At 33.4% G+C, this 25,670-nt stretch carries 20 protein-coding genes; 5 read left to right on the top strand and 15 right to left on the bottom strand.

What is annotated here, in order from left to right:
- Nucleotides 1–13: 13 nt before the first annotated feature.
- The 5 genes from AC2TDS_RS17100 to recQ form a co-directional block, all read right to left on the bottom strand.
- Nucleotides 14–1,012, bottom strand: a complete 999-nt coding sequence (locus AC2TDS_RS17100; RefSeq protein WP_484736787.1) for a transposase — start codon at nt 1,010–1,012, stop codon at nt 14–16.
- A 603-nt stretch (nt 1,013–1,615) separates the two neighbouring features.
- Nucleotides 1,616–2,002, bottom strand: coding sequence for a hypothetical protein (locus AC2TDS_RS17095; RefSeq protein WP_484736786.1), 387 nt, complete (start codon nt 2,000–2,002; stop codon nt 1,616–1,618).
- A 4-nt stretch (nt 2,003–2,006) separates the two neighbouring features.
- Complete coding sequence (locus AC2TDS_RS17090; RefSeq protein WP_484736785.1) at nt 2,007–2,348, bottom strand: hypothetical protein; 342 nt, start codon at nt 2,346–2,348, stop codon at nt 2,007–2,009.
- A gap of 65 nt (nt 2,349–2,413) precedes the next feature.
- Nucleotides 2,414–2,920 (bottom strand): GbsR/MarR family transcriptional regulator, encoded by a 507-nt coding sequence (locus tag AC2TDS_RS17085; RefSeq protein ID WP_484736784.1) that lies wholly within the window; start codon nt 2,918–2,920, stop codon nt 2,414–2,416.
- 55 nt (nt 2,921–2,975) lie between these two features.
- Complete coding sequence (recQ, locus tag AC2TDS_RS17080; RefSeq protein ID WP_484736783.1) at nt 2,976–5,084, bottom strand: DNA helicase RecQ; 2,109 nt, start codon at nt 5,082–5,084, stop codon at nt 2,976–2,978.
- A 648-nt stretch (nt 5,085–5,732) separates the two neighbouring features.
- Here recQ and AC2TDS_RS17075 point away from each other — a divergent pair.
- The gene (locus AC2TDS_RS17075; RefSeq protein ID WP_484736782.1) at nt 5,733–6,152 is read left to right on the top strand and encodes a VOC family protein; all 420 of its coding nucleotides are present in this window, start codon (nt 5,733–5,735) and stop codon (nt 6,150–6,152) included.
- Nucleotides 6,153–6,278: 126 nt separating this feature from the next.
- On the opposite strand, the gene AC2TDS_RS17070 is transcribed toward AC2TDS_RS17075, so the two are convergent.
- The 8 genes from AC2TDS_RS17070 to AC2TDS_RS17035 form a co-directional block, all read right to left on the bottom strand.
- Nucleotides 6,279–9,443 carry a S41 family peptidase gene (locus AC2TDS_RS17070; protein ID WP_484736781.1) on the bottom strand — a complete coding sequence of 1,055 codons (3,165 nt, stop codon included), beginning with the start codon at nt 9,441–9,443 and terminating at the stop codon, nt 6,279–6,281.
- A 237-nt stretch (nt 9,444–9,680) separates the two neighbouring features.
- Nucleotides 9,681–10,460, bottom strand: coding sequence for a tryptophan synthase subunit alpha (gene trpA / locus AC2TDS_RS17065; protein ID WP_484736780.1), 780 nt, complete (start codon nt 10,458–10,460; stop codon nt 9,681–9,683).
- 23 nt (nt 10,461–10,483) lie between these two features.
- A complete protein-coding gene (gene trpB, locus AC2TDS_RS17060; protein ID WP_484738971.1) occupies nt 10,484–11,665 on the bottom strand; it encodes a tryptophan synthase subunit beta in 1,182 nt (393 codons plus the stop codon).
- A gap of 37 nt (nt 11,666–11,702) precedes the next feature.
- On the bottom strand, nt 11,703–12,332 hold the full coding sequence (locus tag AC2TDS_RS17055; protein ID WP_484736779.1) for a phosphoribosylanthranilate isomerase: 630 nt from the start codon (nt 12,330–12,332) through the stop codon (nt 11,703–11,705).
- A 1-nt stretch (nt 12,333) separates the two neighbouring features.
- Nucleotides 12,334–13,122, bottom strand: coding sequence for an indole-3-glycerol phosphate synthase TrpC (trpC, locus tag AC2TDS_RS17050; protein WP_484736778.1), 789 nt, complete (start codon nt 13,120–13,122; stop codon nt 12,334–12,336).
- 33 nt (nt 13,123–13,155) lie between these two features.
- Nucleotides 13,156–14,145 (bottom strand): anthranilate phosphoribosyltransferase, encoded by a 990-nt coding sequence (gene trpD, locus AC2TDS_RS17045; RefSeq protein ID WP_484736777.1) that lies wholly within the window; start codon nt 14,143–14,145, stop codon nt 13,156–13,158.
- A gap of 147 nt (nt 14,146–14,292) precedes the next feature.
- Nucleotides 14,293–14,889, bottom strand: a complete 597-nt coding sequence (locus AC2TDS_RS17040; protein WP_484736776.1) for an anthranilate synthase component II — start codon at nt 14,887–14,889, stop codon at nt 14,293–14,295.
- 70 nt (nt 14,890–14,959) lie between these two features.
- A complete protein-coding gene (locus AC2TDS_RS17035; protein ID WP_484736775.1) occupies nt 14,960–16,351 on the bottom strand; it encodes an anthranilate synthase component I family protein in 1,392 nt (463 codons plus the stop codon).
- Between the two features lie 555 nt (nt 16,352–16,906).
- Between AC2TDS_RS17035 and asnB the strand changes: the two genes are divergently transcribed.
- Nucleotides 16,907–18,568: an asparagine synthase B gene (gene asnB / locus AC2TDS_RS17030; protein WP_484736774.1), complete on the top strand. Its 1,662-nt coding sequence runs from the start codon at nt 16,907–16,909 to the stop codon at nt 18,566–18,568.
- Between the two features lie 518 nt (nt 18,569–19,086).
- Here the strand turns inward: asnB and AC2TDS_RS17025 are convergent.
- Nucleotides 19,087–20,262, bottom strand: coding sequence for a DUF3103 family protein (locus tag AC2TDS_RS17025; protein ID WP_484736773.1), 1,176 nt, complete (start codon nt 20,260–20,262; stop codon nt 19,087–19,089).
- A 564-nt stretch (nt 20,263–20,826) separates the two neighbouring features.
- Between AC2TDS_RS17025 and gyrB the strand changes: the two genes are divergently transcribed.
- Entirely contained in the window at nt 20,827–22,764 is a 1,938-nt protein-coding gene (gene gyrB / locus AC2TDS_RS17020; protein ID WP_484736772.1) for a DNA topoisomerase (ATP-hydrolyzing) subunit B, read from the top strand.
- 148 nt (nt 22,765–22,912) lie between these two features.
- The gene (locus AC2TDS_RS17015; RefSeq protein WP_484736771.1) at nt 22,913–23,950 is read left to right on the top strand and encodes a DUF6588 family protein; all 1,038 of its coding nucleotides are present in this window, start codon (nt 22,913–22,915) and stop codon (nt 23,948–23,950) included.
- Nucleotides 23,951–23,972: 22 nt separating this feature from the next.
- Here the strand turns inward: AC2TDS_RS17015 and AC2TDS_RS17010 are convergent, their stop codons facing one another.
- A complete protein-coding gene (locus tag AC2TDS_RS17010) occupies nt 23,973–24,185 on the bottom strand; it encodes a hypothetical protein (RefSeq protein WP_484736770.1) in 213 nt (70 codons plus the stop codon).
- Between the two features lie 381 nt (nt 24,186–24,566).
- Between AC2TDS_RS17010 and mdh the strand changes: the two genes are divergently transcribed.
- The gene (gene mdh / locus AC2TDS_RS17005) at nt 24,567–25,496 is read left to right on the top strand and encodes a malate dehydrogenase (RefSeq protein WP_484736769.1); all 930 of its coding nucleotides are present in this window, start codon (nt 24,567–24,569) and stop codon (nt 25,494–25,496) included.
- Nucleotides 25,497–25,670 lie beyond the last annotated feature (174 nt).

The following is a 25,670-nucleotide window of genomic DNA, read 5'->3' as shown; positions in this document are numbered from 1 at the left end:
TTACATTGAGTTCTTATTTTATAAAACGAAAAAACACCTCAATATCCCATCGTCTTCGATAGGCTTGTGCTATTTGTTTAGCCGATAAATCAAAATCATTGGTAATAAACCAAAAGTCCTTTGGGGCTTCTGTTTTTGTTTTCGCTACAATTAAACGAAAAGGAGTTTCTATTAATTCTTCTCTATAATGTACATTTCCTTTTTTGTTATGGATTGGTTTTCCTGTGTAAAGTTGTACTTTACTATCTTTGACAAGGGTTAATTCTCCTAAATCTAAATCTTGAGCTTGCTTAACTAAAGATTGTAGTTCTACATGTTTTCGGTTTTCTTTTGCTCTAACAATAATAGTAACAGCCTCATTAGTAAATGAGTTCATTGTTCTTGTAGACTGAAGCCCTCTATCAATAACATAGATGTTTTGATGATGTGTTTCTTGCTTTACATGATTGCGTATAGCCTTGGGTAAAGCCATATCTTCACTAGCATACTTCGCCTTGGTAAACACCTCTGAATGACAAGGTAATAAACCATCAAAAGCCATACTGTATTTAACAGATTTCTTCCCATTTTTATGATCAATACCTTTTAATAGTTTGACAGAAGCCTCACTAACCATAGAACTATCTACATGTATTAAATGATGTTTTTCCTTATCCTTGTTAGGGTAGGCATCGTGAAATTGCTGGTAAACACATTGGTATATTTGACGGAAGTAATCAGAATCGATTTTAGATAACCTTTCTGAGATAGAACTTCGTCTTATAGTTTCGGATTTGTCTAAATCAAAAAGCGTTTTAAACAGAAAATCATTAAAAGTATCTTCTAAAGTACGCTGACTTAGCTTTTCATTCTCTAAAATACCATAGAGTAGCAAATAAAACATTTTTTTTCCATGAAGAACCTTTGCATAATAATCGACTTTGGTAGTTATCGATAATTTGGATAATAGTGCCTCTGGAATAACGCTTAATAATTGACTTACTGAAATTTTGTGATCTTTAAATACTGACATAATAGATTGATTATCAGGTATTAATACACGAGAATTACATCACAAAAACAAGATAACACCTTGACAACCAAATGATTAAACCAATGTTTTATACTCTATAAAACAAAAAAAAGTCGGAAGAAAAATCTTCCGACCATGACTGTAGTTTATACCCCTCTTTTTTAATAATCAGTTACTATACTGATCTTTACAATTTCAATTAACAGCGACATTTAATACCATTTGAATTTACCGTAATAAATTCAAACAATTACTGGTATTATATTCTAACAAAGAACTTAGTAATCACCAAAGGAAATCGGATAACCATCATGCATGATTTTTAATGTTGCTACTATTTAATATCAATTTTTAAGTAAAGTACACTATCTTTTCATTATACTCATATTTTCTATTTTGATAGGTATTCACCCTAGACAAATAATAACAGTACCTATCTCAAAATTCATCTAAGACCATTGTACACTTACACATTCTTCCTAAATCAATGAACGTCTTCCTTATTTAATTTAGGTTTTCTAATACAACCGTAATTTTCTTTTTCTTTTATAACTAATGTATACGCAAATTTCCCTACTATCCATTTCCTTTGGCAATGACTATTTATATGGCTATATTTTGTTTTTGCTTTCTATGGTACTCTATTTTACTAGCTCTCCTTCCTTTCAGAAAAAAGATGATAAAAAATATCATTACCACCCCTAAGTAAATTGAAAACCCACCAATTTTTGCACTTAAAACTTCTATCAAATCTTTGTAACTAGCTATGCTATATATTTCAATTATTCTCAACGCAAACCCAAGGTTCAGCAGATAAAAGCCAATCTTAAAAAGTTTATTAGTAGCAAATGCAATTTCTTCTTTCTGATTAAAAATATCAAGCATAAAAATCTTGCTATTTTTAAACAAATGCTCAGATACAAATGTTGTTAAACCAATACTAATTGGTAAATAAATTAAATACGCGATCAATTCTAAATTTCCATTCATAATGTTACTTTTTTAAATGTTTGTGAATTAAATGAATTAAATAAATATTAACAAAGTGTAAACAACCAACTATCAATAAGATATTGCTAAACCTATGGCAAACCTCAACTAGAGAAGCCTCTATTGTCTGAATCTTTTCAATTGATTTCAGACTCCATACAGACAAACCAATATTCAAACAATAATAAGCCACTAATAATGAATTGTTAATTGCATTACCTATATTGCTGTTTTCTGAAAAATAACTCAGTATGTATATCTTTCCGTTTTGATAACATTCTTTTCCTACGTATAAAACTACCAAAGTAGACAGAATGAGATAAGTACTATATGTTAGCTGTATCATAATTAATTAGTTAATAAAACTTCCAGTATTTTCAATAATTTTTGAAAGTTTAGTTTCAAATTTTTTTACTTCTTCATCATTTTAGTGATATTCGATAACAACCAATGCTCATCTGCCTTAATTGCTTTGTCTAAAATTCCATTTACAGTATTTGTCACAGAAGATAAATCACTCATTAATTTTTTAAATACCTCAGCCTCTTCAGATGGGTCATCAACTTCATTTTCTAATTCTTCTAATACCTTAAGTACAGGTTCAATCTCCCTTTTCTTTCGCTCCTTAGTTACTTGCTTGAACAATTCCCAGATATCTTTGTCAGCAACAAAAAACTCCTTTCTTTCTCCTATAACAAATTCCTTACGTACAATTCCCCAATCAATAAGCGCACGTACATTCATATTCACATTGCCTCTCGAAATTTTTAATGCCTCCATAATTTCATCTGCCGATAGTGGTTTTACTGAGCTTAATAAGAGCGCGTGCACTTGTGCCATTGTCTTATTGATTCCCCAACTAGTAGCCAAACTACCCCAAGTATGAATATATTTTATTTTAGCGTCTTCTAATTTCATAGGACAAATATACGATATATTTTTTAAACTTTCAAAAGTTTCTGAAAGTTAAATACTATAGGTTTTTCTTTTGAAGAATAGTCAATCCAATTCGGATTTGTTCATACGGAATTTTTTCTCCTAAAAATTCAAAATAGGGTTTTAAGGTTGTTTCATTTTTCAATACTTTTTTGGCGTTTGCGATAAGTTTTAACACATCAGGTGTAATGAACTCATCTAAACTGACGTCTTTTCCTTCCAGGTACAGCTTGGACACATGCGAAAAAATAGTTGTGCTTTTTAACCCACGATGATCTGCAATTTCTTCAATCGAAAATCCCTCTTTATACAATTTATAGGTTTCTAGGGTAGTATCTTTCTTATGCCTCTTTTTTTCTTTTAAAAAGGTTCTGATTTCTTCCATAAACTCCCCTCCATATACCTCTAGTTTTCTCTTCCCTACTCCACTAATCGCCAAAAACTCTTCGTCAGTTTCTGGTCTAAGTTTTTCTATTTCTCTTAACGTAGCATCATTGAACACCAAATAGGCAGCAATATTTTCTTCTTTAGCTATTTGGTATCGCAATTTCCTCAATCGTTCAAACAAAGAATCTTGGGTTGATTTTTTCTTGGTCTTTTCAGCTACCTTTTTCTCTTCTTTTTTGACCTCGACAGGTGCAGTTAACAGTACCTTTTCACCTTTAAAAAGTACCTTATTAGAGAAATCTGTTAGTTGCAACGCATTATTTAAATGAAAGGCTATTTGACAATAACCTTGATTTACCAATTGAATCATATAATGTTGCCAGTCTCTCCACGAAATATCGCTTCCCACCCCATAGGTTTTTAAGTTTTGGTAATTTTTATCAAGTACTCTGACATTTTTGGCTCCTCTTAACACATCAATCACTGTTCCCATAGCTTCCTTTCCGTCTAGTCTATAAATAGCGGATAACACTTTCTGAGCAATTACTGTACCTTCGAAAAATTGCGGTGGATTTTTGCAAACATCACAATTGCCACAATTTTCTTCAATTAATTCGCCAAAGTAACTCAGTAATATTTTTCGTCTACAAACAGTGGCTTCCGCAAACTGTTTCATCCGTTCTAACTTGGCTTCTTGAACTTCTTTATTTCCAGTTTTTTCAATAAACTGGCGTAATTGAATCACGTCTGCATAACTATGGAATAACAGTGCCTTAGCAGGCAACCCGTCACGCCCAGATCGTCCTATTTCCTGATAATATCCTTCTATATTTTTGGGCATATTATAATGAATTACCCAACGAACATTTGATTTGTCAATCCCCATTCCAAACGCTATCGTGGCACATACCACATCACAATCATCTTTAATAAACGCTTCTTGTGTTTGACTTCTTTCTTCAAAAGATAGTCCGGCGTGATACGCTTTCGCATTTATATTGTTTTGTTGTAATTTACTTGCTAATTGTTCGGTTGCTTTTCTACTTAAGCAATAAATTATACCCGCTTCATTGGGTCTTTTATCAATAAACTTGATAATTTGCTTTACTCGTTCATTCGCTGGTCTTACTTCTAAGGAGATATTTTCTCTGTTAAAAGAGCTAATAAAGCTAGTAGCATGCGGTATCGCTAACTGCTCTACTATATCTTTTTGAGTTGCCTTATCAGCAGTAGCTGTTAACGCTACAATCGGCACTTCTGGAAGTGATTTTTTTAAAAAAGCTAGTTGTTTATAAGATGGTCTAAAATCATGACCCCATGCAGAAATACAATGTGCTTCATCAATAGCGATGCAACTCACATAAGACTGATTGAGTATATTTTGTAATAGAGATAAGCTTTCAGGAGCCACATATAACAGTTTAATACTTTTAGTTGCTATCTGATCGAAAACCTTTGCCTGTTCTTCTGCAGATTGACTACTATTATAAAAAGTAGCAGGTATACCGTTCGCTTTTAAACTATCCACTTGATCTTTCATCAAAGCTATTAATGGAGAAATCACTAAAGTAATTCCTTCAAATAATAACGCGGGTAGTTGATAACATATAGATTTACCTCCACCAGTTGGCATTATTACTAAAGTATCGTTCTTTCTAAGTAAGTTTTCAATAATTTCTCGTTGTTCTAATCGAAAACTATCATACCCAAAATTAGTTTTTAATTTCTGCAATAAGTCTTTTTCTGCTATCTGTTCCATAAGACAAAAATAGGCATAAAAAAAAAGAAGGTTTCATTTCTTATACCATTATGATTTGAAATTACTCTAAAACAAAATGATGATTTTTTATACAAAATAGAAAAAGAAGCTATACCCTTCGTTTAAGGATAAAGGGTCTTCTATCTTTCTTATCTCCTAGCATGCAATCTTTAAGATGCCAATTTTATTAACAATTACAAGACTTTATTATCATTGATATCCCAAACCATATAAGTCATAGTTGAAGTAATTTAAAAGTCGATCTGTAAGTTATACGATTTACAAATACATATTTCGCATATCTATTATTTCTTTTGTAGCTGTTTTTACGTTATAAAACGTAACCATAGCTTGGTTATGCTAAAGTTTTATGCCTTAAACTAACTTAAAATAATTTAATACTTATATACGAAATATGTATCTGCAAATCGGATTAGAAAGGAAGAGACATTGCTAAAAACGCAATACTCTACTTGTAGACGCAACGAGTTGGGGCATACTTATTTTCATTATAAAGCAAAGAAAAACTCTGAACAATTTACTATTTTTGATGTTATTTGAGTTTGGAATATTAGCTCTTGGAATTCTATTACCTACTAGAAAAATATACAAAGACAACATACTAACGTAAAATAAAAATTAACAATTATGAATCCTTTTCATCTCGCAATACCCGTAAAAGATCTTAATCTCTGCAGAAAGTTTTATACGGAAATACTAGAATGTACAGAAGGTCGAAGCTCCGAAAAATGGGTTGATTTGAATTTCTTTGGTCATCAATTGGTAATTCATCAAAAACCTAACGATCCTGCGACAATTAAACCAATTCATAATGCTGTAGACGGACATAGTGTGCCCGTTCCTCATTTCGGTGTAGTATTAGACTGGGACAAATGGATTAAATTATCCAACAACTTACAACAGAAAAATATAAACTTCATTATTGAACCGCATATTAGGTTTGAAGGGGAAGTTGGAGAACAAGCAACCCTATTCTTTTTAGACCCAGAGAACAATGCGCTTGAATTCAAAGCGTTTAAAAACATAACTCAACTTTTCGAAAAATAACTGGTATAAATCAGCATTTACCATCAATAATTATGGTAGGAAAATTAACATCTGAAATAGCACTACAGCCACTATACAAAAAAACGAGAATCATAAATTCTCGTTTTCTATGGTGAGTAAATACAGTTATCGTATTTCTTCTAATAATATATCAACTGCCTTTTTTAATTGGGCATCTTCTTTTTTGTTTTTCCAACCGGGTTCATTTTTCACCAAATAATCTGGAGTAGCTGGTGCTTCGTTTTCCATATTTTTTCCTGAGTCTTTAACATACCAAGCCCTAAAAGGCATCCTTATAAAACCATTTTGCAGTCTTCTTCCTCCTGTTGAAATCACGGCTCCAAAAGTAGGTTGCCCCACCAATTTTCCGAGTCCCAAATTTTTAAATGCATGCGAAAATATTTCTGCATTTGAGTAACTATATTCATTACACAAAGCAACTACAGGTTTTGTATTGACAGATAAAATTGCGCGTTCATTAAAAGGATAATATCCTTTAAACTGTTGATGATTCTTTAAACTATTGGTGGCGCCTCTTGGAATTGTATACGCATGTTGTTTCACGTTTAACACAGCCATCAGTCTATCGGTGGTCCAACCTCCTCCATTATATCGCACATCAATAACAATACCTTTTTTACCATACCCACTTGCCTTTAATTCACGCTCAAAACGCTCAAAGCTAGGCATGTTCATACCCTGAATATGTATATACCCTAATTGTCCGTTTGAAAATTTTTCTACTAGATTTTTCCGCGAGTTTACCCATTCTTCATATTGTAATTTTTTCAATGACCTTTGTGGCCTAAAAACTATTTCTTTCGAGCTATCAAGTGTTAACAACAGCTCTTTATTTATACTATTTTTTAAAAGACTATAAAAATTAGTATTCTTTTTAATCTTTTGATTGTTCACTGCCACGATAACATCTCCTACTTCTAATTTACTTTTTGATTTATCTGCCACTGAATTTGGCAATATATAATCAACTCTCAACCCGAGCTTACTATTTGAAACTTCAAGTCCTAATAATCCGACGTCATCACTTTGTACCATTTCAGGGGTTCCTGATCGATACCCCATGTGGCTAGCGTTAAGTTGCCCCAAAAGCACATTAAACATGTATGAGAAATCTTGTTGCGTCGACGCAGCTAGAGCCCATGGTTTATATTTTTTGACTAATTTCTCCCAATTATACCCATGAAATTCTGGATCGTAAAAACCAGCTGTTAGTGCTCTAACTCCTTCATCAAACACCTGTTCTCTTTGTTCGTTGCGGTTTATCACATACTCTGCGGAATGCGGCAGATCACTAATTTTATCAGATTTTGTTTTTAGCTCTTTTAATCTACCTGATGCTGTAAAATAAATCTTCCCTTGAGCTTCAGAAAAATTATTAGCTCGTGACATTCCTTTTATTTCTTTAGGATCACTTCCATCCCATTTTACTTTATACAAGCTTCTTTTTGGTTTTCCTGTATTGCTTGTAGAAAAATAAATGAATTTACTATCGGGACTAAATATCACTCCATATTCATCATCTGATAACGACGTTACTTGTACCAAACGATCGTATATTTTGTCTTCATCTATGCTAACAACAACATTACTTTTCTTTCCCTTTTTCCTTTCTTTCTTAGTCTCTTTTTTCTCTTCTTTTTGGTTATAGTATGCACCTTCTTCGTGATCTGTTTTTGTCTTTTCCCAATCTTCTTTTTGTAACCATACCATCCAAACATCCGAATTGATTCCGCTACGATTTGATAAGAAGCTTAATTTTTTCCCATCTCCACTCCATACTGGATTGGTATCACTTCTCGGGTGCATGCTCACATTCATTTTTTTCGATTTGTCTGCTACTGATTGAATATAAATCTCGCTATCGAAATTTAAATCTTCCTGAGCGTAAGCAATATACTGACTATCTGGACTCCAAGACAATTCATCGGCTGCAGACCAAGAATCAGCATACACTTGAGGGTTTTCTATACGACCCTCCTTTATATCTGCTATCATTAAAACACCTCGACCTATTTGATAAGCTATTTTTTTTCTGTCGGGAGAAACATTAATATTATCAATATCATTTTTACTATGGGTTAATTGGGTTAGTTCAATTTTCAAACTTCTGTCCAAACCTACTAAGGTATCTACCGATGTTGCGCTATATATTTCAAATTGACCATCTCTATCAGAAATAAAACACACTGTTTTATCATCAATCCATTGTGGTTGTTTATCTCTAGATGCTTGTTTACTTATATTATTAGATCGTTTTTTTTCTTTATCATTTTGTTTTACAAAGATTTCTCCATGTATTTCCAAAGCTATGCGTTTCCCATCTGGTGAGATCGCATAATTTCTAATATCTGTGGTTATTTTTTTGGTTTCTTCAACATCAAAACGTTGATCTACTGCAATTTCCAGTGTTAGTTTTTTACTAGTATTTTCCTTTAGCAAATAGGTATCTATCCCTGACGCATACACGATATCGCTAGTATCACTTACCGAAAAATAACGAACTCCATCAATTTTGTGTTTTGTAAGCTGTTTTTGCGGACCACTATTTTTCCCGTCTTCTGATATTGCTTGTTTATAGATATTGTATCTACCACTTTCTGCCCCTATATAATATAGATTTCCATAAGTATCCCAAGCAGGTGAATGATCATTTTTACTACTTGTTGTTATTTGATGATATTTTTTAGTTTGGGTATTGTATATCCAAATATCTTTTTGTGCCGATCCATTATAATCTTCTCTTGAAATTCGACATGCTCCCTTAACAAAAGCGACCAACTTTCCATTCGGCGAAATTGAAGCCATACTACCGTATGCCGTTAATAAACGCTGAGGAGTTCCGCCATTTTCATTGACAGTATATATTTGAGGGTCCCATTCTGGTCCTTTATAGACTCTATTGGTTGTGAATATAATTGATTCATTATTCCAGCTTGTAGGAATATTTGATGTTGGATAATAGGTTAATTGATGTGGTATACCACCTGAAACAGGTATGGTAAAAACATTTTTATTTCCTTTTCTATTCGATGAGAAAGCCAATTCTGAACCATCAAATTTCCATACAGGATTACTTTCATAAGCTTGGTGGATTGTTAATCTCCTCACCTCTTTATTCAAAAATTTGTACACCCAAATATCACCTTGATAACTAAAAGCCATTTGAGATCCATCTGGACTAATTTTTGGTTCACGAATAAATGTTGTTTGTCCGAATATAAAAGCACTCATTAATAACGCTATCAGAGCAATAATTCTTTTTGTACGCATATGTTGAATTTTATAGAACTAAGTTACCTATTTGTTAATTGAGTACGCAATTTTTTTAAAAAATTTAACAATTTAACAAATCTACTAAATGATTAAACGGAATTTGGTGTTTTTTGGTACTAATAGACTATAAAGCCGACAGCGTACATCAATACTTTTTATACCATCCTTGAAATTATAAATCATATTATACCAGTTATTGTTTGAATTTACTGTAAAAGAAAATGATAAATGGTATTACTCCTGATCAACTGGTTTAATTGAATGAATAAAAGTCTTTATGCCATCTATTCCACTTTTTTCTAACTCTTTAATAAAAGCCGAACCTATAATAGCTCCATGTACATGTTCACAGGCAGCGGTAAAAGTTTGATAGTCCGAAATTCCAAACCCAGCAATTAATGTACTTTCTAACTTCATTGCTTTTATTCGATTAAAATAATCAATTTGTTCCTTTGATATCTCACCTTTAGCGCCTGTTATGGATGCAGATGCAACCACATAAATAAAGCTATTCGTTAAGCTGTCTATCTTTCTAATACGTTCTTCGGAAGTATGTGGTGTAATTAAAAACACATTTGTAATTCCATGTTTCTCAAATACCATTTGATACCTGTTTTCGTATTCTATCATGGGTAAATCAGGAATGATGATGGTATCAATACCGCTATCTATAACTCTTTTACAAAAAGACTCTTCTCCGTATTTAATAATCTGATTTACATACCCCATTAAAACCAGCGGTGTTCTGATATTCTGTTTAATAGCTTTTAACTGTTCAAAGACCACATCGAGATTCATTCCGTTTTTTAAGGCCACCGAACTACTATGCTGAATCGTAGGTCCGTCAGCTAACGGATCAGAGTACGGCAATCCTACTTCAATAAAGTCTGCACCATACGTGTCTAGCTCAGTTATAATTTTTGTTGTATCGTGTAAATTTGGAAACCCCGCAGTAAAAAAGATAGATAACAAATCATGTTTCTTTTTGTTGAAAATATTTTTTATTGAATTCATTTTTGTTTGTTTTAAAAAGGCATCTATTTTAAATGCTTTATATAAGTATCCAAATCTTTGTCTCCTCTTCCGGATAAGTTTATTACGATTGTTTGATTTTTATTGAGCTCTAATTTTGGCAAAACTGCCAACGCATGTGCTGATTCCAAGGCGGGTATTATCCCTTCTATTTTGGTTAGTTCATATGCTGCATCTAGAGCTTCTTGATCTGTAGCATTCATAAATTTAGCTCTTTTGCTTTCATGTAAAAAAGCATGTAAAGGTCCAACTCCTGGATAGTCTAAGCCTGCAGAAATAGAGTACGGTTCTGCTATTTGCCCATATTTATCTTGCATTAAAATGGTTTTACTTCCGTGAATCACCCCTACTTCTCCAAGTTGTGACGTTGCTGCACTTTCACCAGAATCCACTCCCAAACCCGCTGCTTCAACCGCTATTAACTCAACCTCATCATCATTTAAATAATGATAAAACGCCCCTGCTGCATTGCTACCTCCTCCAACACAAGCAATAATAGTATCTGGATTTTCTTTCCCTGTTTGTTCTTTCAATTGAATTTTCATCTCTTCAGAAATGACCGCCTGCAAACGTGCAACCATATCTGGATACGGGTGAGGTCCTACTACAGAACCAATAAGATAATATGTGTCTGGGTTTTGAATCCAGTACCGTATAGCTTCATTCGTTGCGTCTTTTAGCGTTTTACTACCACTAGTTGCTGGAACAACTTGGGCTCCTAACATTTTCATTCTAGCCACATTAGGTGCCTGGCGCTCTATATCTGTTTCTCCCATAAAGACCACACATTCAAGCCCCTTTAAGGCACAAACTGTTGCCGTTGCTACACCGTGCTGACCTGCTCCTGTTTCGGCAATAATTTTGGTTTTTCCAAGTTTTTTGGCTATCAATATTTGCCCTATAGTATTATTAATTTTATGCGCTCCCGTATGGTTTAGATCTTCTCTTTTCAAATAAATAGTAGCTCCATATTTTTTTGACAATCGCTTGGCCAAATATAATGGACTCGGTCTTCCTACGTAATCCTTTAATAAATCTTTATATTCTTTTTGAAATGCTTCAGAATTAATAATTTCAATATAATTATCTTCTAACTCTTTAACATTAGGATATAACAACTCTGGAATAAAAGCTCCTCCAAACTGTCCATAATATCCATTTTTATCTGGTTTAAACTCCATATTCATTGCGTTCTTTACGTTTATAGTTATTGGCACCTTATCACTAAACCTTTGATAAGGCATTTTTAAACTTCTCTAATTTTTCCACCGATTTTAACCCTGACTTCAATTCAAATTTACTGTTCACATCTATCGCTACGCAATATTTTCCTTGACGTGTTTTTAAAAATGATTTTATGAATTCAACTTCTTCCAATCCAATTCCTCCGCTCAGAAAAAAAGGCTTTGTAGAGTTATAGTTTTTTAACACTTCCCAATTAAACACAACACCATTCCCTCCCCTATTTTTTCCTTTAGTATCAAACAAAAAATAGTCCGCAACTTCTTCAAAAGGTTGCAATACGGTAAAATCAAACTCTTTTTCAATTCCAAAAACTTTAATAATTTCTACCGTAGGTAAATGTATTTTTAATTGCTGTATATAATCTGCTGTTTCATCACCGTGTAACTGAATTAATTTTAATTGGTATTCTTCCGCTAAGGAAACTACTATTTCTAAAAACTCATTAACAAAAACACCAACTTTTTTAATATTCTTAGAAACATCAGGTATGATTCCTTCAAAATTTCGTTTTGACTTTTCATAGAATATAAACCCTAAATAGTCGGGTTGCAAAGCAGCTATTTGTCGTATATTTTCGACCTGTTGCATGCCACAGATTTTTAACTTCATATTATCTAATTTGATTGATAAATTCTTGACAGGCTAATCCTGGATTTTGAGTTTTCATAAAATTTTCTCCAATTAAAAAACCTCGAAAACCATATTCCTTCAACCCGGTAACAATTCTAGGGTCCGAAATTCCACTTTCAGAAACTTTTACCGCGCTGCTTGGTATTTGATTGGCCAGTTCAATAGAGTTCTCCAAGTCTACTTCAAAAGTTTTTAAATTTCTATTGTTAATTCCTATAATCTTATCTTCTAAATCATTGATCTTATCTAAATCTTCTTGGGTATGCACTTCGTACAAAACTTCTAAACCTAAATCATTGGCTAGCTGGCCATAATTTTTTATTTCTTGTGTTGTTAGGCAGGTAGCTATTAACAAAATGGCGTCTGCTCCAATAGCTTTTGCTTCGACAATCTGAAATCCATCCACCACAAAATCTTTTCGTAAAATAGGTTTTTGTTGGTTAATGATTCTGGCCTCCATTAAATCTGCCATGGTTCCCCCAAAAAATGAGGTGTCTGTCAAAATAGACTGCGCAGCAACATCTGCCTCTAAATATCCTTCGGTTACTTCCGATACCGATACTTTATCATTAATTATACCTTTTGAAGGTGACTGACGCTTAAACTCAGCTATAATTCCAGTAGAAAATGGTTCGTTTAATGCGTTTTTTAACGAAAAGGGCTCGTTTTTAAAATTAGGGCTTTGAATCAACTTTTTTACAGGAACTTCTGCTTTTATTTTTGCGATTTCCTTCTTTTTAAATGCTACTATTTTATCTAATATGGTCATATTACTAGTACTTATTTTTAATATGAATTACTCTTAATTACTAACTAACTTATAAAAACACTTCTTTGCTTTTAATCCAAACAATGAAGTTTTTGCTTCTTCAAAAGCATCTTCAAATGACTTTGTTTCCTCTATAATGGTTAAGGCAAAGGCCGCATTGGTTAACACTACACTATTTTGTGCTTCTGTTCCTTCTCCATTTAAAATAGTCTTAAATATTTTTGCGGCAGCTTTTACTGAATCACCACCGTAAATATCTGATCTCAAAAACGTTTTTTGATGTAACTCTTGTGGTGTTATCAATTGCTCTCCTTGCTTCGTAAAAAACTTAAAACCACCTGTTAACGATATTTCATCGTATCCATCTAAGGCATGAACAATTCCATAATTGGCTTCTTCTTCCTGCAGTATATAATTATATAATCTAGCCACCTCCAAATTAAATGTTCCTAGCAGTTGATTTTGAGGAAAACTTGGGTTTACCAAAGGGCCTAACATATTAAAAAAAGTTTTCATTTTTAATGCTTTTCTCACGGGGCCAACTGCCTTCATTGCTGGATGAAACTTTGGGGCATGTAAAAAGCAAATATTGGCTTTTTCTAACTGTGATTTTAAAATAGATTCATCATTGGTAAACTGATATCCGAAACTTTCTAACATATCGGAAGAACCGGATTTTGAAGATACCGAATAATTTCCATGTTTGGCTACTTTTTGTCCTGTACCAGCGACTATAAAAGAAGTCAGTGTTGAGATATTAAATGTATCTTTTCCATCACCTCCCGTTCCAACGATATCTATGGTCTCATAATCAGACAGGTCCACTTTTATGGCTAGCTCCAATAATGCTTCTCTAAACCCAGCTAATTCATGGACTGTAATAGGACGCATCATAAATACTGTCAAAAAAGAGGTCAAATGCGCTTCGTTATATTTTTCTTGGGTAATCATTGTCAACATCTGTTTGGCTTCCTCTTTCGTTAACCTCTTATGTTGATATAGTTTTTCCAGTATTATTTTCATGTTTTTTCTATTAACTACGTTGTCTATCTTAACTTATAACAATTCTTAGGTTAGTTACTCAATCATCTCCTTTTACTATTGCTTGTGTTTATCTATCAGCATTCACAATAAGCCACTATGATCGGTACATTAATTCTTGAAATACTATTATCTGGTAACCATTTTCTTCTTAGACACACTATTAATAAAATTTCTTACCAATTGCTCTCCCACATCGGTCAAAATACTCTCTGGATGAAATTGCACGGCACTTATATGGTGTTCTTTATGACGAATTGCCATAATACCCCCATCTTCATCCACTGCTGTTACTTCTAAACTACTAGGAAAATCTTCATTTGTGGCGATCCATGAATGATATCTCGCTGCCAAAAAAGTAGCTGGAATATCTTTAAAAATTACAGCCTCTTTTTGTATAACTTTCATCTCAGTTGCGACCCCATGAAAAACTTCACTCATATTACTTATTTTGCCTCCAAAAACTTCTGTTATCGCTTGTAAGCCCAAACATACCCCGAAAATAGGTAGTTTGCCGGCATACATTTTAATTACCTCTTTTAAAATCCCTGCTTCATCTGGTATTCCAGGCCCTGGAGACAACATAATTAAATCATATTTACCGATGTCATCAATGTCTATTTCATCATTTCTAAACACATCAGGATGGTTCCCTGTAATCTTTTCAACCATGTGAACCAGATTATATGTAAATGAATCGTAATTATCAAATATTAAAATGTTCATGTCTGTAATCTTTTTACTTTTAATTTAGTGTATTTACCTCACATTAAAGCTTCCAAAACGATAGTCTGTTTTAAATATTCTCTGCTAGAATGAGTGCTTTTTTTAAAGCTGCTAATTTGTTATTCACTTCTTGTAGTTCATTTTCTTCACTTGAATGAATTACAATCCCTGCTCCTGCCTGATAGTATAATACATTTTTCTTACTCACAAATGAACGAATCGCTATGGCTAAATTAACAGACCCATCCAATCCGATAATCCCTACTGCTCCTCCATAAAACCCCCTCGATTGATTCTCGTAAGCATCTATTAAATGCATGGCTTTATATTTAGGTGCACCACTTAACGTTCCTGCTGGAAACGTATCTCCAACAATTTTGATGGGGGCTTCTTTTATTTCACCTTGAACCGTTGATACTAAATGAATAACATGACTAAAATATTGCACCTCCTTAAACACCTCTACATTGACATTATCGGCATGTTTACTAAGATCATTTCGCGCTAAATCAACCAACATCACATGTTCTGCTGTTTCTTTTTGATCTTCAGATAATTTTTTACCTAATTTAATATCTTCTGCCATATCTCCGGTTCTTCTAAAAGTTCCTGCGATTGGGTTAATAATAGCTTTCCCATTATTTATTTTTATTTGTGCTTCGGGCGATGATCCCATTAATTTAAAACTCCCATAATCAAAATAGAACAAATAAGGTGATGGATTAATTGATCTCAGGGCTCTATAAACATTAAATTCATCTCCTTTAAATTTCTGTTGGAACTGGCGTGATAATACCAATTGAAAAACATCTCCTCTTTTACAATGGGCTTTTGCTTTTCTCACATACCCTTTAAAATCTTCATTCGTACAATTCGAAGTTTCCTCTTCAACAATAGAGAATTTTTGGGTATTAAAAGTTTGTGCTTTTATAATGGTTTCTATTTCTTCTATCCTTGAATCTTCATCTTCTTCTATATTTTCTATTACTATCATTTCGTCATTGAAATGATTGATGGCAATAATAAACTTATAAAAACTGTACTGCATCATTGGTATTGCAGAAGGCGCTTCTTTTACTTGGAGTTTAATTGTTTCAAAATATTGCACACTATCATACGTTGTATAACCATATAACCCATTAAATGATTTGATATTCGGATCGCAATTCAAATCAATGGTTTCTGTAAACTCAGTGAACAGTTCATTAAAATTGGTAGTAATAGTCTGTTTACCCACCTCTTTTCCTTTCATCAAAATTGTGAACTCCTCTTTATCCGCTTTCATACTAATCAAAGGTTCAATACATATAAAAGAAAAACTTTCTTCTTTACTGTGATAATCAGAACTCTCTAACAACAACGTATTTGGGTATGTATCTCTTAACCTTAAATACAAACCTACCGGGGTAACAGTATCTGCTAATTGATTTTTTACAATAGTATTAAACGTAGTTTTTTTCATTTTTAGTTATATTATTGAAAACAAAAAAGGCTTATCGTGAGATAAGCCTTTTCTAAATTTATGTTTTTACATATACAGGATCTGCCCACTTAATTCGAGTTAAGAGAGTTCCACCACCATATGTTGTTTTGTATTGTCATGATATGGCAAATTTATAACAGATTTTTAATTAACCAAACTTTTAATTGTATTTATTTCAAAAAATAAATAAAACATGTACGTTATTTTACAAAATATGAACCCACTGATTATAACAATATTACTAAAGTTGTCTATTTTCATGAATATATTAGCTCTAGAACTATGGAAACTTTCATGTTTCTTGCTCCGCTACTTTCTGTAAATTACGATTTCATCAAATAGCCCCTATTTTAACCATCAATGGTATCAATAAACAACTAATATCTAATTTTTAGTTACAAACAACAATCAATATAGCTACATTGCATTAAATATATAAATAAAACCACGTTGTTTGTATCATCAATTAAAACAGTACTTTTTTAAAGTTACTTTATAAATTAAGAAAGATAATAACGTAAAAAATATAAGGATATGTGTGGAATTGTTTGTGCTTTTGACTTAAAAGAAAAATCTAAAACTTTAAGACCTCAGTTATTAGAAATGGCTAAAAAAGTGAGGCACCGTGGCCCAGATTGGAGTGGTATTTATAGTGATAATAAAGCGATAATGATGCATGAACGCTTGGCTATTATCGACCCAACCTCTGGTCAACAACCCTTGTTCAGTAGAGATCGAAGATTTGTTTTGGCTGCAAATGGCGAAATATATAACCATCAAGAAATTAGAAAACAATTAAAAGAGAACCATGAGTTTTTAACCCAATCTGACTGTGAAGTTATTCTCGCGCTGTACAAGGAAAAAGGCGAGCACTTTTTGGACGATTTGAACGGTATCTTTGGTTTTGCTGTATACGATACTGCAACCGATGAATATTTAATTGCTCGTGACCATATGGGAATAATCCCTCTATATATGGGCTGGGACAAAAAAGGAACCTTCTACGTAGCCTCAGAACTAAAGGCTTTAGAAGGATACTGCAACAAAATTGAAGTTTTCCCTCCGGGGCATTATCTCACTAAAGAAGGAGGACTGCAACGCTGGTATTCGCGTGATTGGATGGAATATCAAGCTGTAAAAGATAACCAAACAAGTATTGATGAACTTCGAGATGCCCTTGAAGCTGCCGTGCACAGACAACTTATGAGCGATGTTCCTTATGGGGTTTTACTTTCTGGCGGACTGGATTCTTCAATTACTTCTGCGATTGCGAAAAAATACGCCTCAAAACGAGTAGAATCTAATGACAAAGACGAAGCTTGGTACCCTCAATTACATTCTTTTTCGATTGGCCTAGAAGGATCACCAGACTTAATAGCTGCGAAAAAAGTATCAGAACATATCAGCACGATTCATCATGAAATTACTTTTACAATTCAAGAAGGCTTAGACGCCATTAAAGATGTTATATACAATCTTGAAACCTATGATATTACCACTATACGAGCCTCAACACCTATGTATTTAATGGCCAGAGTAATCAAATCAATGGGCATTAAAATGGTGCTTTCTGGAGAAGGCGCAGATGAAATTTTTGGAGGCTATTTATATTTCCATAAGGCACCTAATAGCGAAGAATTCCATAAAGAAACAGTTCGCAAGCTTGAAAAGCTATATCAATACGATTGTTTACGAGCGAACAAAAGTTTAATGGCCTGGGGAATTGAAGGAAGAGTTCCATTTCTAGATAAAGAATTTATGGATATCGCAATGAGAATTAATCCGGAAGATAAAATGATTAATGGTGAACGAATGGAAAAGTGGGTATTACGCAAAGCTTTTGAAAGTTACTTACCAGAAAGTGTTGCCTGGCGACAAAAAGAGCAGTTTTCAGATGGCGTAGGTTATAGCTGGATAGATACATTAAAGGAGGTTGTAGAAGAAGCTGTAACAGATGCTATGATGGAAAACGCTACCCATCGTTTCCCTACCCAAACCCCAAGAGCGAAAGAAGAATATTATTATCGATCAATTTTTGAAGAGCATTTCCCTAGCGAAACAGCTGCATTAACGGTACCTTCCGTTCCATCGATAGCCTGTAGCACACCAACTGCTTTAGCCTGGGACAAAAGCTTTCAAAATGTAAACGAACCAAGTGGTAGAGCTATCAAAGCAATACATGAAGATGCGTATTAAGAGCATTTTTTTAATTTTTAGTTGTGTAAAAAACCTCACTCATGTGAGGTTTTTGTTTTGAACGCTAATACATCATTGAATACTACTTTACAGTAATATTGATATAGATTGTATTACAACCTAAATTCGATTTATTTTACTTCCACAGAAGCCTTAGAAATAGTGAGGTTTGATTAAAAAAAAACGCAGTTAAAGTCTATAATCCACGACTTTTCCGAGTAAAAATCGCTGTTTATCCAGTTTTGTTCCATTAATTTTGTTTTCTCAATGACCTTTCTACAAGTAGAATACGATTTACAAATAAATATTTCGCATATCTATTATTTCTTTTGCAGCTATTTTTGCGTTATAAAACTTAGCCATAGCTTGGCTATGCTAAAGTTTTATACCTTAAACTAACTTAAAATATTTTAATACCTATACACGATATATATATCTGTAAATCGTATAAGTGAATAATCCATAAAAAAAACTCTCTAATAAATTAGAGAGTTTATTCTTTTTAATGCTTAGTCAGACTAATTAGTCGGCACATAGTATGGTGCTAAATTCACCTTTGCATTTCCTCTTGCTCCGTAATAGTTTGAATAACTCTTATTTTTTTCAATGGTATAAAAAGAATCCACATAATCATCACTATTAGAGTACCAATGACTTGGCATAGCTTCAAGAATTGCGTTTGCTACCTCTCCTAAAACAACGATCATTGGATCTTGATTAGCAACAGCAATTATTCTGAAAACACCATTAACAATAGTAGTAACTAGCTCTCTATAATTATGACTGTCGTCTTTTTCAAATAACTGAATATTCGCAGCTTGATAATTATAATCATCCCAAAAAAGTAAAATCTGATTAGGATAGTAATCTTTACCATCGTGATCTAAATAATACATAGGAATCACCTTAATCTCAATATCATTGTTTGAATCTTTAATACCCGATGTTACAGCATACACTTCAGCTGACCCACTTATCCACGGCTCTTCATCATCTTTTAATCTAATCTTATCTAATTTAGTTGTTTCTAAACCAGCATTTCTAGGAGAATAAGCATCTAAATCTAAACCAGATTTAACGAATCTGTTATTTTGAGCACCTTCTTGTCTTAGGTATTTATTCATATAGACAACCTCTTTCTTAAGCGCTTCAAAACCATCAGTTTCAATAACGATAACTGGGCGGTTTGGTACTATTTTCGGATCTAAATAAACCTCTTCTTTATCAATTGTATAGGCTTTAATTGAAGACCATTCTTTTTCATCTCCTTTAGGAGCATACGAAAATAAAAGATTAGAAAAATCCTCATTATTTTTAGGATTATGGATCCAAGCTTCTAAAATTTCTATTTTTTCAGGAGCATCCTCTAGGCTAGCCACTCTTTCTAGTTCCTGACTCATCTGGAAAAGGCTTTTAAACGACTCATGATGTCCTGCTACCTGAGAAGTATTCTCTAAAATTTCAGACATTGCTACACTTGGTATTTGTTTTTCCAATAAGCCAAGGGTAATTTCTTTGAATTGTTCATTTTTCATCAAATCAATAAACTGCAGCACTACCTTATTCTTGTCTACTGAGTTTACTTCAATTTGTTCAGGAGTCTCTTGTTGCACATCTAATTCTTCCGAATTATTACAGCCAATAAGAAATAAGGATACCAGAAGGGTTTTTAATAGAATTTTGGGGGTTCTCATTTGTTAAATTTTTTAAATTTTTAATTATTATTAATTCAGGCCAAACATACGAAAAATACATTTTTAATCATAAAAAATGTTAATTTATTAAACTATGTTAACAAAAACCATCAAAAGATAAAATTTTATTATTTTTTTTAACATTTTATTATAAAATTTCGTAATTGCATTTTTTTTTGACTTTTCCAACAAAAATCTGAGTTATTTTTAACTTCCAAAAGCTTAAAACTTCTTATTTAAGACACCTTTCCTTTTTACCAAAATTCAGAACATATTTCAAAAACTCATTTTTAAATTTAAAGCACTTTTTAAGCTCTTTAAGAGCTTTATGTCGATTAAATATTTTTTCCGTTTTTTTAAACAAAACCTCTTAAAAACTTTATTTTAAGGTTAAAAAACTGTAAATTTGTTAGAAGAGATAGTCGCTTGAGGCGATTATTTTTTTGGGGTTAGTTGATTAAAGTATTCGAATTAAAAAGAGCTTCTGTTTTTTTTAAAAAAAACGCGTTCATTTACTACTCCTAAAAACAATACATAACGTAATTAGAAACAATACTCAATAATATGAGCGAAGAAAAAAAGCACAATTATTCAGCCGATAGTATTCAGGCTTTAGAAGGTATGGAGCATGTTCGTATGCGTCCGTCAATGTATATTGGTGATATTGGTATTCGTGGTTTGCACCATCTAGTATACGAAGTTGTCGACAACTCTATTGATGAGGCCTTAGCAGGACACTGTGATGTAATTTCAGTAGACATTAACGAAGATAATTCTGTTACCGTTCGTGATAACGGACGTGGAATACCTGTAGACCTGCACAAGAAAGAAGGGGTATCTGCACTCGAAGTGGTTATGACCAAGATTGGTGCTGGAGGAAAATTTGACAAAGATTCATATAAAGTATCCGGAGGTCTCCATGGTGTTGGTGTATCGTGTGTGAACGCTCTTTCTGATCATTTAGTAGCCACTGTTTATAGAGACGGTAAAATTTGGCAACAAGAATATGAGCGTGGTAAAACGATGTACCCTGTTAAAACTATAGGAGAAACAGATAAAACAGGAACCGAAGTTACTTTTAGACCAGACACTTCTATCTTTATACAAACAATAGAGTACAATTACGATACCTTGGCTACACGAATGCGTGAATTAGCCTATCTTAACAAAGGAATTACAATTACCTTAAAAGATAAACGGAACAAAGATGATGAAGGAAACGATATTTCTGAAATATTTCACAGTACAGAGGGCTTATCTGAATTTGTACGATATCTAGACAATACTCGAGAGCAATTAATCGCTGGAGTAATTGCCATGGAAGGAGAAAAAAATGGAATACCTGTTGAAGTAGCAATGGTCTATAACACTTCTTATGCAGAAAACTTACATTCATATGTAAACAATATTAACACCCATGAAGGAGGTACACATTTATCTGGTTTTCGTCGTGGATTAACGCATACCTTAAAAAAATACGCCGACGAATCTGGCTTATTGAAAAATGTAAAATTCGAAATTTCTGGAGATGATTTTCGTGAAGGGCTAACAGCAATCATTTCTGTAAAAGTCGCTGAACCTCAATTTGAAGGACAAACCAAAACTAAACTAGGAAATCGAGATGTAACATCAGCTGTTTCGCAAGCAGTTGCTGAAATGCTAACCGATTACTTGGAAGAAAACCCAAATGATGCTAAAATAATCGTTCAAAAAGTTATTTTAGCTGCCCAAGCACGCCATGCTGCTCGTAAAGCACGTGAAATGGTGCAACGTAAAACAGTTATGAGTATTGGCGGTTTACCTGGTAAACTATCTGATTGCTCTGAAACCGATCCGGCGGTATGCGAAATATTCTTAGTAGAGGGTGATTCGGCAGGAGGTACTGCAAAACAGGGTAGAGATCGAAACTTCCAAGCAATTTTACCTTTACGTGGAAAAATTTTGAATGTTGAAAAGGCAATGCAGCACAAAGTTTTTGAGAATGAAGAAATTAAAAACATGTTTACCGCCTTGGGAATCTCTATTGGTACAGAAGAAGACCCAAGAGCTTTAAATTTATCCAAATTGCGTTATCACAAAGTAGTTATTATGTGTGATGCCGACGTAGATGGTTCTCACATTGCAACATTAATATTAACTTTCTTCTTCCGTTATATGAGAGAAATGGTTGAGCAAGGATATATTTATATTGCTACTCCACCTTTATACCTCGTTAAAAAAGGACAAAAGAGAGAATATGCATGGGATGATAATCAACGTGATTTAATCGTTCAAAAAATGGGTGGCGCTGCTAATATACAGCGCTATAAGGGTCTTGGAGAGATGAATGCAGAACAATTATGGGACACTACCATGAATCCTGAATTCAGAACGCTACGACAAGTTACTATTGACAATTTAACTGAAGCGGATAGAGTTTTCTCTATGTTAATGGGAGACGATGTTCCTCCTCGTAGAGAGTTTATCGAGAAGAACGCAAAATATGCGAATATAGACGCATAAAAAACTATAATTAAAAAATCCTTAACCTAGTTAAGGATTTTTTTTTAAGTGTTTATCCTTAGTTTTATGACATAAAAAACTTTTATATTTAGAGGTATAATTAAATGTGCAAAACAATTGTTCTGGTGCATTTCAAATGTAACTAAATATGAGAAAAACAAAATCTATTCTACTATTATTATCCATCTTTTACTTAACAAAAGTCAACTCTCAAGAACTAGAAACCATACTTTTAGCTAAAGAAGATGCTGAGAAAATAACCAACGCATATCTAGACCCTGCTTTTAAGGGGCTTATATACAGCATGAATAATGGATGGTATCATACCGCCAAAGTGCACAAGAAATTCGGATTTGACATTACCATCGGAGCTAGTGGATCTTTTATTCCTTCGAAAGACGAAATCTTTAACTTAGCTGCCATCAACTTATCTAGCAATACCACTATAACAAGCTCAAACACTAACACTCCCACTATCGGAGGAAGTAACTCAGTTACTCCTGCTGATGTTTCGTATACAACAACGATCTCTGGTCAATCAGTAACTGCCGATTTCACATTACCCGAAGGCATTCAAGAAGACCTCCCCGTTAGTTTAATACCGGCACCAGCCGTTCAAGTTGGTATAGGATTACCATTCAAGTTAGATGCCATAGTACGCTTCACACCAGAAATTGGTTCGGACGATGTAAAAGCAAAACTTTTTGGTATTGGATTAAAGAAAGAAATTACTAGCTGGTTTGGTCCTTTAGACAAAACACCATTACATGTATCACTCTTAGCTGGGTACTCAAATATGAATGTTGATTACACCATCGGTGATGTTACCGGTGCTGTTACCACACAAAATGCGCATACTGAATTCAAGTTATCCACCTATACTTTTCAAGCTATTGCTTCTTTGAACTTCCCTATCATCAACGTCTATGGAGGTGTTGGATATATAGGAGGTAGTTCAAAACTAAACATGCTCGGAAACTATACATTAACTTATGAATCAGGTATTCCTGCTACACCAACGATACAAGAATCGGTGTCTGATCCTTTATCAATGAAAACCAATGCTGGTGGTGTAAATGCTACCCTAGGTGCTCGTTTAAGCTTAGGGTTCTTTAAAATTTTTGGAAGTTATACATTACAAGAATACAATACCGTAAATGCCGGGATTGCATTTAGCTTTAGATAATATTTACTTTTCTGATAACACGTTAATCCCATTGAAATCTTTTCTCAGTGGGATTTCGTTTTATACTAGATTTATGATCAATATACATATTATACCATTTACCACTTGAATCTTCCATAATAAAACGTCCTTTTTCGTTTTCTATTTCAATACAAAAAGATATCATAGCTACTGCTGTTATTGATTTTTTTATCTTATATAAAACAGCACTCATTTTCTTTTCTAGTAAATTCAAACAATAACTGGTATTATTTTGACTAATAACAACCACTCGCCTTCGCTATAATACTCAACATTACTTTACTAATTCAATCACCTACTTACCGCTTATCATTATACCCCTGTAAGACAGTCAGTAAAAATCAAACAGCTACAAATTCATTAATTATTAGCATAACGCAACGATTTTAGAATAACAAAAAACATCATTTAAAAAGATCAAAAATGGCGGTATTTTAATAACACAGCATTAGCTCACCTAAAAACACTATTGACAAAGCATTAATTTTCAAACTTTATGCTTCTTAAAATTTCAATAGGTTTTTACTTTTTTATCCATAGGCAAATCGCTATTTTTGTGCATCTTATTAATAATTATCAAAAACATATATATAAAATGAAAGTAACAGTTGTAGGAGCAGGTGCCGTGGGCGCTAGTTGTGCTGAGTACATTGCAATAAAAGATTTCGCTTCAGAAGTTGTTTTAGTAGATATTAAAGAAGGCTTTGCTGAAGGGAAAGCTATGGATTTAATGCAAACTGCTTCTCTAAACGGTTTCGATACTAAAATTACAGGAACTACAGGAGACTACAGTAAGACTGCTGATTCTGACATTTGTGTTATTACCTCAGGTATAGCTCGTAAACCAGGTATGTCTCGAGACGAGTTATTAGGAATAAACGCAGGCATTGTTAAATCAGTTTCTACTAGTTTAATCGAACACTCTCCTAATACTATTATCATCGTAGTATCTAACCCAATGGACACGATGACCTATTTAGTACACAAAACTACTGGATTACCTAAAAACAGAATCATTGGTATGGGTGGAGCTCTAGACTCAGCTCGTTTTAAATATCGTTTAGCAGAGGCTTTAGAAGCACCTATTTCTGATGTTGATGGAATGGTGATTGGTGGACACTCAGACAAAGGAATGGTTCCATTAACACGTTTAGCAACGAGAAACTCAGTTCCTGTATCAGAATTTTTATCGGAAGAGAGACTAAATCAAGTAAAGGAAGACACTAAAGTTGGTGGTGCTACTTTAACCAAATTATTAGGCACTTCTGCTTGGTATGCACCAGGCGCTGCTGTATCAGGATTGGTACAAGCGATTGCTTGTGATCAAAAGAAAATATTCCCATGTTCAACTTTATTAGATGGAGAATATGGCTTAGCTGATTTATGTATCGGTGTACCTGTTGTTTTAGGTAGAAACGGTATCGAAAAAGTAGTTGAAATTAACTTAAGCGATGCGGAAAAAGAACATTTAACTGCCTCAGCAGAAGCAGTAATGAAAAACAATGAAGCATTGTTGTCATTCTAGTTTTCACCTCTATAAAACATAACATAAAAACCTGAGTAATAGAAACTACTCAGGTTTTTTTTATTTAAAACATTAAACATGATTCTTTAGTATATCATACCGCTTCTTTGGTAAAGGTACACAAGCATTCTATTGCAATCATTCTTATGTATTACCTATAGATCGGCGTTTACC

The organism is Tenacibaculum profundicola (assembly GCF_057220795.1).
The sequence above is the reverse complement of the archived record's forward strand: the minus strand, read 5'-3'. Positions and strand labels throughout refer to the sequence as shown.

Bases quoted from the DNA above. Each gene is read 5' to 3' on its own strand.
- AC2TDS_RS17100 (WP_484736787.1), bottom strand. From the start codon at position 1,012: ATGTCAGTATTTAAAGATCACAAAATTTCAGTAAGTCAATTATTAAGC.
- AC2TDS_RS17095 (WP_484736786.1), bottom strand. From the start codon at position 2,002: ATGAATGGAAATTTAGAATTGATCGCGTATTTAATTTATTTACCAATT.
- AC2TDS_RS17090 (WP_484736785.1), bottom strand. From the start codon at position 2,348: ATGATACAGCTAACATATAGTACTTATCTCATTCTGTCTACTTTGGTA.
- AC2TDS_RS17085 (WP_484736784.1), bottom strand. From the start codon at position 2,920: ATGAAATTAGAAGACGCTAAAATAAAATATATTCATACTTGGGGTAGT.
- recQ (WP_484736783.1), bottom strand. From the start codon at position 5,084: ATGGAACAGATAGCAGAAAAAGACTTATTGCAGAAATTAAAAACTAAT.
- AC2TDS_RS17075 (WP_484736782.1), top strand. From the start codon at position 5,733: ATGAATCCTTTTCATCTCGCAATACCCGTAAAAGATCTTAATCTCTGC.
- AC2TDS_RS17070 (WP_484736781.1), bottom strand. From the start codon at position 9,443: ATGCGTACAAAAAGAATTATTGCTCTGATAGCGTTATTAATGAGTGCT.
- trpA (WP_484736780.1), bottom strand. From the start codon at position 10,460: ATGAATTCAATAAAAAATATTTTCAACAAAAAGAAACATGATTTGTTA.
- trpB (WP_484738971.1), bottom strand. From the start codon at position 11,665: ATGAATATGGAGTTTAAACCAGATAAAAATGGATATTATGGACAGTTT.
- AC2TDS_RS17055 (WP_484736779.1), bottom strand. From the start codon at position 12,332: ATGAAGTTAAAAATCTGTGGCATGCAACAGGTCGAAAATATACGACAA.
- trpC (WP_484736778.1), bottom strand. From the start codon at position 13,122: ATGACCATATTAGATAAAATAGTAGCATTTAAAAAGAAGGAAATCGCA.
- trpD (WP_484736777.1), bottom strand. From the start codon at position 14,145: ATGAAAATAATACTGGAAAAACTATATCAACATAAGAGGTTAACGAAA.
- AC2TDS_RS17040 (WP_484736776.1), bottom strand. From the start codon at position 14,889: ATGAACATTTTAATATTTGATAATTACGATTCATTTACATATAATCTG.
- AC2TDS_RS17035 (WP_484736775.1), bottom strand. From the start codon at position 16,351: ATGAAAAAAACTACGTTTAATACTATTGTAAAAAATCAATTAGCAGAT.
- asnB (WP_484736774.1), top strand. From the start codon at position 16,907: ATGTGTGGAATTGTTTGTGCTTTTGACTTAAAAGAAAAATCTAAAACT.
- AC2TDS_RS17025 (WP_484736773.1), bottom strand. From the start codon at position 20,262: ATGAGAACCCCCAAAATTCTATTAAAAACCCTTCTGGTATCCTTATTT.
- gyrB (WP_484736772.1), top strand. From the start codon at position 20,827: ATGAGCGAAGAAAAAAAGCACAATTATTCAGCCGATAGTATTCAGGCT.
- AC2TDS_RS17015 (WP_484736771.1), top strand. From the start codon at position 22,913: ATGAGAAAAACAAAATCTATTCTACTATTATTATCCATCTTTTACTTA.
- mdh (WP_484736769.1), top strand. From the start codon at position 24,567: ATGAAAGTAACAGTTGTAGGAGCAGGTGCCGTGGGCGCTAGTTGTGCT.